2 protein-coding genes and 1 riboswitch are annotated in these 14,389 nt (G+C 33.6%); both genes read right to left on the bottom strand.

All coding sequences use genetic code 11. The annotated features are described in order from the left end of the window. Positions 1–80: 80 nt before the first annotated feature. Positions 81–11,390 (bottom strand): Ig-like domain-containing protein, encoded by an 11,310-nt coding sequence (locus tag HALSA_RS01315; protein WP_013404840.1) that lies wholly within the window; start codon positions 11,388–11,390, stop codon positions 81–83. A gap of 51 nt (positions 11,391–11,441) precedes the next feature. Continuing rightward, positions 11,442–14,102: a hypothetical protein gene (locus HALSA_RS01310; RefSeq protein ID WP_013404839.1), complete on the bottom strand. Its 2,661-nt coding sequence runs from the start codon at positions 14,100–14,102 to the stop codon at positions 11,442–11,444. Positions 14,103–14,184: 82 nt separating this feature from the next. Beyond that, positions 14,185–14,268: riboswitch (cyclic di-GMP riboswitch) on the bottom strand. Between the last annotated feature and the right edge of the window lie 121 nt (positions 14,269–14,389).

Genomic DNA, 14,389 nt, shown 5'->3' with positions numbered 1-14,389 from the left:
TAAATACTAAAAAATATTAATTTAAAATATTTAAAAATAGAGTGGGATAGTAACTATCCCACTCTTAATATCATCTTCAACTATTCAGTTTGTTTTATCCGAAAATCAACTTTTTCCATTAATCCTTCTGATATTTTTAGTATAACCGGATTTTTGCTTAGTATCTTTGCACCCTGGGGAAGACTGCTCTTATCAAGTTTTAAAACAACAGTCTGAGCTGCTTGAATAGTTTTGCCAGGTTCTATTATGAAATGAAATCTACCATATTCATCTGTTTCTACAACTTGACCTGTGGTAGAAATAATTTTTACTCCACCAAGCCCTTTTTCACCCTCATTTTGAATTCCGTCTTCATTTTGATCAAGATAGACTTTTCCAATTATAGTTGAAGTATTAAAGAGAGGATCATCAATAACTAAGACTGATGCTTCAGCAACATTGGAAATTAACTTATCTTTAAATTGAGCATAAGCCTCATTAACATAATAGCTATCGCTGACCACACCACTACCAACAACTAGTGTATATCTAAGCTCCAAGCTTTTCCCGGCAGCTAGCTCAAGATCATCCCAATTTATGAGGTTCTCGCCTTTAGTTACAAGGTCAATTTCACTTCCATTACCAGCAAACATCACTGCTGAATCTTCTACAAATTTAAAGCCAGTTGGTAGTTTATCATAAAGAGTGAAAGACTCTAGATCAAAATCAGTTTCATTTATAATCTCAATTTTATAGCTTATGAAATCACCAATTGAGACCTGCTTTTCAGCTGCAGTTTTTCTAACCCTTATATTGGTAGGATAGACTTCAAGTTCTGCAGTATCACTAGCTGTATTCCCAGCCGGATCAGTTATTTCAACTTTAACAACATACTTACCAACATCAAGAGGTTCATCAACTTCTATTGACCAATTACCATCTTCATCTACTGTTGTTTCACCTTCAAAGACTGTATTGCCGTTTTCGTCAGTTATAATAACATCAACTGTACTTCCTGCTGGTTCGTCAGTTGTTCCTGAAATTGTTGGTGTATTATTATTTGTGAGTTTATCTTCTACTTCAATTTCTGGATCAGTTAAATCTATTTCTAACTCTCCAGTTTCTTTTGTTGTATTACCTGCTTCATCTGTTATCTCTACTTCAACTTTATAATTTCCTTCAGGGAATTCATCATCCCCCTCAGACCAATCACCTTCCTGACTGGTATCAATAGACCAACTACCATCTTCTTCTACAACTGCTTCACCTTCAAAAATTACATTGTCGTCTTCATCAGTTATAACAACATCAACTGTGCTTCCTTCCGGCTCATCTGTTGTTCCTGTGATTGTCGGTGTTGTATTATTGGTAACTTTGTCTTCTACTGTTAGATCTGGAGGTGTTGTATCTATCTCAAGTCTGCCTTCAGCATTTGTTGTATTACCTGCTTTATCAGTAATTTCTGCAAACACTTCATATATTCCTTCTTCTAGTTCATCATCTATATCTATTGACCAGGTGCCATCACTTTCAACTGTTCCTGTATATTCTTTGCCGTCTACAGTTATGGTTACAGTACCACCTATCTCATCACTTGTTCCTGTGATTGTCGGTGTTGTATTATTGGTTATCTTATCATTAACTGTGAGTTCTGGAGGTGTTGTATCAACTCTTAGATTTCCAGTTGAAGTCGTTGTATTACCTGCTTCATCAGTGATCTCTGCATTCACAGTATAATTACCTTCAGCTAACTCATTCCCTTCAGGTATCTCAACACTCCATCCACCATCTTCTACTATAGCAGTATATTCTTTACCATTAACTCTAACAGTAACTTCACTACCATCTGGCTCATCAGTTCTACCAGTGATTGTCGGTGTTGTATTATTGGTAACTTTGTCATCTACTGTTAGACCTGGAGGTGTTGTATCTATCTCAAGACTACCTTCAGTTTTTGTTGTGTTCCCTGCTTCATCGGTAATCTCTGCTTCTACAGTATAATCACCTTCAGCTAATTCATCTTCATCAGAAACATCTACTGACCAGTTGCCATCTTCGTCTACTGTTGCTTCACCTGAGAAGACTTCATCACCCTCTTCGTCAGTTATAACAACATCAACTGTGCTTCCTTCCGGCTCATCTGTTGTTCCTGTGATTGTCGGTGTTGTATTATTAGTAACTTTGTCTTCTACTGTTAAACTTGGGGCCTCCGTATCTATTGTAAGATCACCTTCAGCTTCTGTTTTGTTCCCTGCTTCATCAGTAATCTCTGCATCCACAGTGTAATCCCCATCGTCTAACTCATCTGTTACTTCTATCGACCAGGTGCCATCACTTTCAACTGTTCCTGTATATTCTTCGCCGTCTACAGTTATTGTTACTGTGCTTCCTTCCGGCTCATCTGTTGTTCCTGTGATTGTCGGTGTTGTATTATTGGTAACTTTGTCTTCTACTGTTAAACTTGGGGCCTCCGTATCTATTGTAAGGTCACCTTCAGCTTCTGTTTTGTTCCCTGCTTCATCAGTAATCTCTGCATCCACAGTGTAATCCCCATCGTCTAACTCATCTGTTACTTCTATCGACCAGGTGCCATCACTTTCAACTGTTCCTGTATATTCTTCGCCGTCTACAGTTATTGTTACTGTGCTTCCTTCCGGCTCATCTGTTGTTCCTGTGATTGTCGGTGTTGTATTATTGGTAACTTTGTCTTCTACTGTTAAACTTGGGGCCTCCGTATCTATTGTAAGGTCACCTTCAGCTTCTGTTTTGTTCCCTGCTTCATCAGTAATCTCTGCATCCACAGTGTAATCCCCATCGTCTAACTCATCTGTTACTTCTATCGACCAGGTGCCATCACTTTCAACTGTTCCTGTATATTCTTCGCCGTCTACAGTTATTGTTACTGTGCTTCCTTCCTGTTCTGGATTTGTTGTACCGGAAATTGTCGGTGTGTTATTATTCGTTAATTTATCATTTACAGTTAAATCCGGTATAGTAGTCAATATAACTGAACTGCTTTCACTATATTCTCTTTGTTCATCTACATTACCACTCTGTGAATCCCAGTTTACTACAAATTGATTTTCAAGTTCTATTGAACCTCTAACATCTGCATCTATTGTAACTTGATAGGTCAACTCTACTGGACCATCATCCTGCCCAAATTCTTCAATATTCCAGTTTAAAGTCTGATCATCAACTTCTGTACTTGTAATTATATTAGAATCTCCAACTGATGTTGTCATACTTTCATCAACATAACTCATACCCTCTGGTATAACATCTTTTACAACAACATCATAGGCATCTGCTGTTGAATCATCTGTGTGATTGATAGTTATTGTATATTCTACTGTATCTCCTGCTTCATAACTTCCAGCTTCAAAGTCCTTACTCACTTCAAGATCTGGTTCAATTATTCTTATAGTTGCTTGATCTTCTGAAGTTATTGTATTTTCGATCTCTTGACCATCAGTATAAATCAGTTTAGAAGCAATTCCTATTTCATCATTATTTTGATTAGCTTCAATATTTTCAACTACTGCATCAAATTCAATTTGTATCTCATCACCGGCTATACCATTATCAGCTGAATTAACAATCTCATTGAATACTAATTCGTTATCAGTTATATCATCATCACTTAGATAATTTGATATCTCTAAATTATCACCATTACCGTCTTTTAAGGTGAAACCATCTGATTTCAAACCTTCAGGAACTAAATCTGTAACCTTTAAGCCTTCCTGAATTGTTCCTTTAATAAGGTCTATTGTTACTCTATAGCTTACGGTATCTCCAATTGCATATTCAGTTCCTGTACTGGTTATTTCTTTACTGATATCAATAGCATCATTGATAGTAAGATCAGTCTCAGTTGTTTGGATGTAATCATTTAATTCATCATCTTCAATACCTGTTCTTTGCTCAGTATTATCGTCACCAGGTTGTGATGTCCAGGTAAGCTCAACCTCATTGGTTAACACTTCTGCAGGCTCTACACTGTCATCTATTGTAACTTGATAGGTCAACTCTATTTCATTTCCTGTACCATAGCTATCTTTACCAATCTCTTCAATCTCCCAAATTAACTTCTCATCATCATTCTCTGTGCTTACTGTAATATTCAAATCATCGTAATCATCTGTCATACTGTTTTCAACATAACTCATGCCCTCTGGTATTACATCTTCTATTACAACATCATAGGCATCTGCTGTTGAATCATCTGTGTGATTGATAGTTATTGTATATTCTACTGTATCTCCTGCTTCATAACTTCCATCTCCAAAGTCCTTACTCACTTCAAGATCTGGTTCAATTATTCTTATAGTTGCTTGATCTTCTGAAGTTATTGTATTTTCGATCTCTTGACCATCAGTATAAATCAGTTTAGAAGCAATTCCTATTTCATCATTATTTTGATTAGCTTCAATATTTTCAACTACTGCATCAAATTCAATTTGTATCTCATCACCGGCTATACCATTATCAGCTGAATTAACAATCTCATTGAATACTAATTCGTTATCAGTTATATCATCATCACTTAGATAATTTGATATCTCTAAATTATCACCATTACCGTCTTTTAAGGTGAAACCATCTGATTTCAAACCTTCAGGAACTAAATCTGTAACCTTTAAGCCTTCCTGAATTGTTCCTTTAATAAGGTCTATTGTTACTCTATAGCCTACGGTATCTCCAATTGCATATTCAGTTCCTGTACTGGTTATTTCTTTACTGATATCAATAGCATCATTGATAGTAAGATCAGTCTCAGTTGTTTGGATGTAATCATTTAATTCATCATCTTCAATACCTGTTCTTTGCTCAGTATTATCGTCACCAGGTTGTGATGTCCAGGTAAGCTCAACCTCATTGGTTAACACTTCTGCAGGCTCTACACTGTCATCTATTGTAACTTGATAGGTCAACTCTATTTCATTTCCTGTACCATAGCTATCTTTACCAATCTCTTCAATCTCCCAAATTAACTTCTCATCATCATTCTCTGTGCTTACTGTAATATTCAAATCATCGTAATCATCTGTCATACTGTTTTCAACATAACTCATGCCCTCTGGTATTACATCTTCTATTACAACATCATAGGCATCTGCTGTTGAAGCGCCCGTGTGATTGATAGTTATAGTATAGTCTACTGTGTCTCCTGCTTCATAGCTGTCTTCTTCAAAGCTCTTATTCACTTCAAGTTCTGGTTCTATTACTGAAAGTTCAACACTATCTTCAATTTGATTTTCATTATATTCATAAGTGAAATTCGCATTTAAATCTGTGCTTTTTTGTATTGAACTTATATTCAAGACCCTGGCATCAAATGTTATTTCATATTCATAAGGTTCATCTGTATCATTAGTTATAGAAGCTTCGTTAGCATCAAAAATTATATCTTGACCGTCAGCTTCTGGATCACCACTTGTGTTAACATCCCACTGGCCAAGATCATTATCATTCTCATTATCTTCAGGAGTTCCCGGTCCAGAAACATTACCCTCATACTCCAATCCTTCTGGGAGTTCTCCACTTAGAGCAAATTCATTAATGGTTGTATTTGCAGGGACTTCAAATTCAAGTGTAAATGTAACTAAATCTCCTGGAGCAACATTTTCTTTGTCTGCAGTTGCCTCAAATACAGAACTAGTGGCATTAAATGTTATTTCTGCTTTAACTACTTCATCGGGGTAATCTTCAACATCCTCTGTATTACTCTCTAATGAATAATATTCTTGAATCTCAGCGCTAAAGGTATATTCAGTTCCTGATTCAATATTCTCTGCATTATTAGCTTCAGAATTGAATGTTATTATGAATTCTTCACCAGGTTCAAGAGTTCCTTTATCAGTATCTTCAAAAGTAATAGTTAACTCACCACTATCACTATCATAACTAACATCAAAATCTGTATCTTCTTCTAAACTTTCATTATTTTTTTCTATGGCAACTGTTTCTTTAATATTTTCTGCCTTATCTCTAAAACCTTCTGGAATAGTTTCGATTATTTTAGTTTCATAAGCAGGTGAGTATTGATCACCATCTTCATTAGAAACAGTAATAGTGTGATTTATAACTGTTCCAGCAACTATATTAGTATTCTCATTTTCAGCACTTCTTACAATAGTGAGTTTTGGTTCCTGAAATCTGAATTCTTCAGAAGCTTTTAGACTATCAAATTCATCACTATCATATGCTTTTTTTATTCCATCTCCATACTCAATATTAAATTCTGCTTTAGCAGTATTCTCAACATTACTGCCTTTACTAACATCTCCATCTTTTACAATTATTGCCTGATAATTTATTGACCTTTCATTTTCTGAATCAGATATATCCAACTCATTTATATCCCAGGATAAACTCTTATCATCCTGCTCAAAAGTCCAATCACCAGGTTTATTCTGACTATCATCAATATACTCAAGACCATCTGGCAAAATATCTTCTAAAGTGAAGCTCTCATATTCAACCTCACCAATAAAGTTCATGGTCAGAGTATATTCTACTTTCTCGCCTGGAGTATAATAGCTTGACTCTGGTTCATCAGTTATTTCTTTCTCCAGTAAAAAAGCAGCAGCATAAGCAGACTGTTCTTCAATACTGTCTTCTGTAGCTCCAGTATGCGGTGAAATCTCTTCTGCGTTTAATTGGGCAGAATGGTCTCCAGTAGCATTCATTTTTGTAGTAACATTAATATCTATCTGATCAGAATCTCCAAAGTCAAGATTTTCCCAGATTAATTTTCCATTTTCAATTTTAAAATCATTATCATCAAATTCAATAGGCTCATTATCATTTTCAAAACTGTAGTTTATATCAGAATCAGTACTTTTGAAACCATCACCAAGATCTAACTCAATCTTGACATTTTCTGCAGGAGCATTACCTTCATTCTCTACAGTGATATCCCACTCAACATTTTCATCCAAATTGATATCTGATATGACCTGTTGTTCTGGAGTCATAGTTGCAGTTAGATTAACTATTTCCGGTGTTATATTTAAAATATCTTCATTCGATATAATTGATTCTTCATTTATATCATAAACTTCTGCAGTAACTTTTGATTCTAGTTTTGCAGCATCTAAATCAACTTTATTCTCACCAGAATCTACTAATTCAAAAGTGATTTTATGAGTTCCGGCTGGTATCGGGCCATCCCAATTCCAGGTTAAATCATCTGCAGAACCACCTTGAACAAAACTATCATCGTCAGTTCCTGTGGAAGGTTCATCATCAGTCCCTTCAATATCAGTCCAGGTATTAGCTGAACTTGTATCTTCATTATTTAATTCAGATTCATATTCAGCAATTTTTTTGAGCTGGTATCTTTCATCAAGATTATAATTTATTTCAAGATTATATATAGGTGCACCAGTATTTTCTAAAGTAATTCTAACTGTACCGTCTTTTCTGGTTAGTTCTTCTACTGAGTGATCGATATCAATAGCAGGAACTGTAGTGAGTATGTTATAATCATCTGGATCACCAGGACTGTTCAATCTGTTGTCATCATCCTCACAACCCCAAGTTACATTAGCATTAAATTCTACAGTGTCATTACTATCTGAAGGTACTACATATGCAAGATAATAAGTTTTAGTATCATTGGCAGCAATATTTTCTATCTCCCAGTAGCCATTTTCATTTGTTATTCCATTACTACTTAATTCTTCATCATTATAAAGTTCAACATCATTGCCAAAATCACTACTATTCAACCTGACATTTTTTGCTTCTCCATCGCCGACATTTTCAATCTCAAATCTCCAGAGAACTTTATCTTCTCCAGCAAACGCAGCAGGATTATCAACAAATTCTGTCTCATCTATACTTTCATTTCTTCCCTTAAGTTCAAGATTAATCTCTGGTCTGATCCGTGGAATAGCATATTCTCTACCTCCTCTAGACTTTTCTTGGTCATCTTGATCGTAATAAGAAGGTGGATTCCAATTAACTGTAGGCTGAACGATATTATTATCATTGAAATTAGTACCGGTCTTTATTCCAAAACTAATTTTCACTTCTTCTCCTGGACTCATTTCATTAAGTTCAGATATCAATTCTTCATCAAAGATTAATTTGCTCTCATCATTTATAATCTCAGGATCACCATTTGAATTAATTGATGTTCCGTCAACTTCAATATCTTTATCACTATCATAACTTATACCTGTATCTAAAAAATCTTGAATGACTTCAACATTGTAATTTGTTACTTCTCCTCTATTTTTAATAATTATTTCAAGTCTTCCTTCATCACAGATATTAAGCTCTGAAGGTAATTCTAAATTATTTCTAACTGTCATATCTGTATCTTGACTGGGTTCAACGAATCTTGGGAAAAACCCTTTATCATTTTCACCACATTCTTCCTTTTGACCATTAACCTCAGCTGTATACCATTTGACTGTGGAATCAAAGGCTTCTTCAAGAAAATCATCCCTACTATCTGCATCAGTTATGTCTGCTGTTATTTCAATTGTCTTAGTTGTACCAGATTCAATTTCATCCAAATCCCATGTATATTCATCATTTGAGTTTGAGAGTTCAGCTTCTACTCCTTCTATTTTTGATGATTCATAAGCAAAAACTTCTCCAAAAGTTCCTATAAATTCTACATTACGAGCAGTTCCAATGTCAGTATTGGTAACATTAATTTCCCAGGTTACTTGCTTCTCGTCAACAATAACTGGATTAACTGCTCTTATTATTAAATCTGATTTTCTTTTGATTGTAGGCTCAGATGAATTGCTAGTTTTTTCAATAGGTTCATCTATTTTAAAGTCATCTTCAACTGCATCTCTGTGAAGCCCGTGTTTATACGATATGTCTGCACTAGCTTTGAAATTATCAGAACAATCTTTTGCGATATTATTTAGTTTTATAGTACCAAGATCTTCATCTTTAAATTTTCCAGCACCAGTAAAGTTAAAAGTAAATATTCCATCTTCATAAGAAATTTCTGGATCATGCTCTTTAAAGCCAGTTACTTCTATATATAAGTCATTTATATCACTGTAATCAATATAAGTGTAACCACCAGGATCAACTTCAACTATCAAATTGTCTATCAACCAAGGATTCTTAGTTACATTAATTACAAGATCTACTAATTCTCCTCTATCTATATCATTAGCTCTACTGGCATCTTTTTGAACCTCAACACTAACATTGGCAGAAGCTCCACTTACAGGAACTCTGACAACCTGATAAAACTCGGTTGAACCATTAACCCCATTTAGATTAAGGGTAGTCCAGGAATCAATATCTCCTGCTTGAGTAACTTCAAGTTTATATCTAAAATGGACAGTCTCTCCGGCGACATCATCATCATCAAAATTATCGTCATCTGCTAGAAAGTCAAGCTCAAACTGTAAATCACCTTCTGTTGAAATAATATTGACTGTTGGAACATCCTCCCATGTCGAACCACCATCAGTTGAATATTGAATAAATCCATCATCGTCATTATAAATCTGATCATTATCCATATCATCGGTTATAATGCTCCCTGTCCAGGTACCAGCAGAATTCTCTTCAAAGCTATAACTTACAATATACTCCACCCTATGTTTATCATCAGTTCTGGTGTAATCAAAACTACCTTCATCCGGCAGATTATCTATCTCTTTAGTCTGTTCGCCTAATTTTACTTCCTCATACCTGCTTTGAAGGTAAAATGAATCGGATGTTGTATCATTTATACTTATTAAATCTTCCTCGTCAACAGTAAGTTCTAGTTTACCACTGGCATTAGCAGTAGTTGTAACAATGCTTTTAGCATTATTTATATCTTCAGTTATTTCAAAATCCATTTTGATAGACAAATTTTGAACTTCTCCATTATCCAAAAAATCATCTTTAGATAAAGTCCAGGTCTTATTATCTTTATTGAAAGTTCCAGCATCAGGGTCTGGTGTGTCTTCTGAAATAGTTAATCTATCATCATCAAATTCAGTTAACTCAACAACAATGTCTTCATCATCAGCAAATCTATCAATTTCTGTTAAAGACAAAGTATATTCATAAGATATATTTTCTCCTAAATACATCCGATCAGTATCACCATGATCCGCTGTAGTAGAAGCTGTGCTTTCAATATTCAGAGTCGGAATTCCTGTAACATTATAATCAAAGGTCTCAAAAGGCCTACTAAATGGATTATCTTCATCATCGGTGTATTCTGCCTGCAAAGTTATTGTTCCAGCACTTTGGTTTAAAGGGTCATCTGTCTGTAACTTAAAAGATAGGGTTTCAGAATAGCCTTCATCATTTTCGCCTGGAGGAAAATTTTCTGCATCATAAGTAAATACACCATCTGCATATGACCAACCCTCTGAAAGCTCAATTACATCATAAGATGCAGGAATATTAGTATTAATCTTAAAATCCCTGGCAGGACCATCACCTACATTAGTATTTGTTATTTCAATATCAATCTCTTCTGAAGTATCAAAATCAATTGTTGCTGGATCAGTTTGAGGATCTATCTCTATAAATGGCTTCCGTGGATTAAATCTAAAGTTAGCTGATTCAGTTACATCAGAAACCTCTGTCGCAGGATTTTCAGCTTTAAGCTCTAAAGTTTCAAAGTTCTCTTTATCAACAACAGTATAGGTATATTTAATAAATGTATAAGTATCGTTAGCTTCTAATTCTGGTATTAAATATTCAGGCCAATTTTCTTCATTATAATTATCTCCATCTCCATCATCAAATAAAGGTTCACTAAAACCAGAACTCTGATTAGGTGTTAGAGTAGTATTAAATAGCTTCCCTTCGCCTTCATTAGTAATGGTTGCTGTAACTGTAAATTCGCCACCTCTATGCATAGGCTGAGGGTTTAAAGATAAATCTATATCTAGTTCACCAAATAAAATTCTGTCATTAAGGTTTTCTGTATCTGTTACTTCTTGTCTTTCATTATCTTCATCTTCATATTTAAAAGTTATCTCAAGGTCTTTTTCCTGATCATTTAAGTCATCAGCTGTAGAAAGTTTATAATCAATCTCCAGACTTGAACCATCTGCTAGTGGTATATCATCAATGTCATTTTCTTCAAAAGATATTGTATATTTATTAGTATCCTCAGATACTGTATAATCAGATACTGTATTTCCTTCTATTGTAATTGAATTTATCTTATCTTCATCAAAAATAAAACCATCTGCAATATCCAGTACTACCTCTAGATTATCAATTTCTTCTCCAGAGTCATTAGTTATTGATATCACATACTCCTGCCCTAGATCATCATTTGGATATATCTCATCTGGTATAGTTTGCTCAATAGTTACTCCACCATTCTGTGCCATAACTGCTGAGTTAAGAGTAAATATCATAACTAGTACTATTAAAATAGTTAATATATTTTTACTATTAATTTTCATGCTTTTCCCCTCTTTCTTTAAACCATTTTATATATCTTCGGATTTTATAATCTACCAGGCTTTAATCAAATTGACAAACCAGCCTTTTGCTTCATAACTTAAGTTAGTTAAATCATCATTAAAGTCGGTAAAATTATATCCGATTCCCAATTTAGTATTGTTATCAAAATCTTTATATGCTCCAAGCAAGAAACCATCTCGTCTATCATCTGCCAATTTATTTTCCAGTATCCGATATTCTACAAAAAGATTGAAATCATCTCTTAAAGTATAATCTAATTTATTAACCCAGAGATAAGTTTCGCTTCTTGCCCAGCTATCTTCAGAACTATGAAGTTTAACTTCAGAATTTTTATAAGCTATTTTTTCTGTGAGCTGCCACTTTGGATTAAATTCAAAGATTAAATCTAAGGAAAAAATCTGTGATTTCTCAGCTGCATAATCTCCCAGTTCTGGAATAGAATCCTGGTTTAAGTAATTCTTTTGGTCCAAGTATGTGTATTTAAATAAATAATTTAATCTATTATTTTCAATCGGCCTATAAGCCATGCCTATAGTACCTTCAAAATAGCGGTCTTCACTATCTTCTTTTTCCTTTGAATATTCTATTTCTGAGATATAATTAAATTCATCATTATATCTCCATTTTGAATTAGATTTGAAAACAATCTGTTCAAAATCTTGAACCTTATCATCAATTCTATATTCAATCCTGTTAGATGTTCTGAAGTTGTTTTTCGTATAATTTACAGCTCCACCAATAATGTCGCGCTTGAAATCTTCAGAATTATCTCTTTCTACATCACTGCGACTGTAATCAAATGCAAGAACAAGATTATCAGAAGCTAAATAATCAAGACCAATAACATTACTTGTCTCATTTTTATTTTCATTATCAAATATTCTATGCTCGGCACTTACAGTGGTTTTTTCTGTTAATTCACTCTTAGCTCCAAAAGTAGTTTCTGTTGAAGTCTGATCTTTATACTCTCTTTCTAAATTTGTATATATTTCACTATTTTCATTGAGCATATATCCTGCTCCAAGCAGTATTTTTTCTTTGTCGCCTACACTACCTTCAGCACTGTAGCGCCATTTTTCTCTCTTTATTTCTCCACCTAAGGTTGTTATGTTATTTCTTTCAGCTTCATCACTTTTATATAATGTAAACTGCTGACTACCATAAATTCTGTTCCCACTATCAAATTGCTGCTCAAAACCAAAGGCACTATTTAGGGTTCTTGCATCTTCTTTATCTTCTGCAGTTTTAACTTTATTTTCTACCTCAAGTTCATAGCTTCTTTGCTCAGTTTGCTGTCTCCAGAATCTCAAATTATAGATATCCGTTTCATTTTCTCCACTTATATCTTTTTCATATGATACCTGATTCTCTTTTCTCTCTTTATCTTGAATTAGAGCCAGACCATAATTTTCTTTATCATTTTCTAAGTACTGGCTCCCGCTGTTAAAGCCTGATTCTTTATTAGAATAAAAAGTTTTTAATTCTAGGTCTCGTTCCTCGGCCAGCATTTTATTAAATTCAATATTCCAGGCTTGTGCTTTTTCATCATCATTAAGATTTATCTTTTGATAACTTATCCCACCATCATCAGAAAAATATTTATCGGTGATTGCATTTTCAGATTCTGCATAATCAACTCTAAATAAAGTGCCTTCAGGAGTTCGATAAATTAAATTTAATCCCCAAAGACTGTATTCGTTTATTTCATCATTACTTTCTTCCAGATAATTAGCACCTAATGATAAATTATCTGTAATATTATATTCTGTTTCTAAACCATAATTGTTCTGCTGGTTATCACTACTATCATAATCATATTGATAATCTACTATCATAAAATATTTGTTTTCTCCATCTTTATCTTTTATTAAACCATTATCTCTTAAAGTTTTTATATTTCTTTTTAAAATAATTCTTCCCTGCAGGTAATTAATTTCATAATCTCTGCCAGCAACTAAATTTATGCTTTCTAAAACCCTATCTGTACTGGAATCTCTCAGCTCTAATTTAATATTTTCACTACCTGCTATTAAATCATCCTGCCTCAAATAATATAATATACCCCCTGTTAACTCCAACTCATCTCTAGTCTGAGTTGAAAAAGGTTGATACCAGTGTGTATTAATAGCTAGATCATTTTGATAATTTATATTTGCACCATAAATATTTTTTCTAAGATTTATTAATTCATTGTTGTTATAAGTTAAATTATAGTTACCCCATATAGCATTTAATTCTTCAGATTCTAATTTTAAATATAATTTACCTGCTGTATCAATCTCGGAAACCACAGAAGAATCATCACCGTAAACAGGGTAATATTTTTCTGCATCTATTTTTTCAAAAGGAGTGTTAACTTTACGATCACCCAAATTCTTAAAAATTTCACCTAAACTTTGTTCTTCTGTATCAAGCCAGGCAGTAATTAAGTATTTACCTCTAATTTTGCCGCGAAGATAAAAATTAATTCTCCCCATATCAACTTTTTCCTGAAATCGATCACTATCTTCAATGAGTTCAATATCTCCAGATAAGTTATTTTCTCCAAAATATAATTCTGCAAAACCAACAAAGAATTCTCCCTTATAAAAATCATTGTTGTTAGTTTCTGTTGCACTAATCAACATTGAAAAGAATAATAAAAATAGAAAAGTTATTATAATGCTTGATAATATTTTTTTTGTTTTCATAATTTCATCTCCTGTCCCCTTGTTAAAAAATTATATAGACATCAAAAAAGCCAAAGTGAAATCACTTTGACAGTTTATAGCCTGAGGCAAGCTGACAATCATAGGGTACCCCCGTAGATTCAGACTTTTGCGTAACAACCTTTCGATTGAATTGCCTTTTATTTTTTTATTTTATTATTAGTTAATTATACATAAAAAATAATCAGATTGCAAAAAATAATTATTATTATTAAGATTAGGTGAATTGCAACATGCAATGCACGCTTTTTTAATCTTTCTTAAAATCA

Origin of the sequence: Halanaerobium hydrogeniformans (assembly GCF_000166415.1) — a bacterium.
Classification (GTDB): Bacteria; Bacillota; Halanaerobiia; order Halanaerobiales; family Halanaerobiaceae; genus Halanaerobium; species Halanaerobium hydrogeniformans.
The sequence above is the reverse complement of the archived record's forward strand: the minus strand, read 5'-3'. Positions and strand labels throughout refer to the sequence as shown.

What these genes read in the sequence shown, in the direction of transcription:
- HALSA_RS01315 (WP_013404840.1), bottom strand. Translation starts at nt 11,390, where the DNA reads ATGAAAATTAATAGTAAAAATATATTAACTATTTTAATAGTACTAGTT.
- HALSA_RS01310 (WP_013404839.1), bottom strand. Translation starts at nt 14,102, where the DNA reads ATGAAAACAAAAAAAATATTATCAAGCATTATAATAACTTTTCTATTT.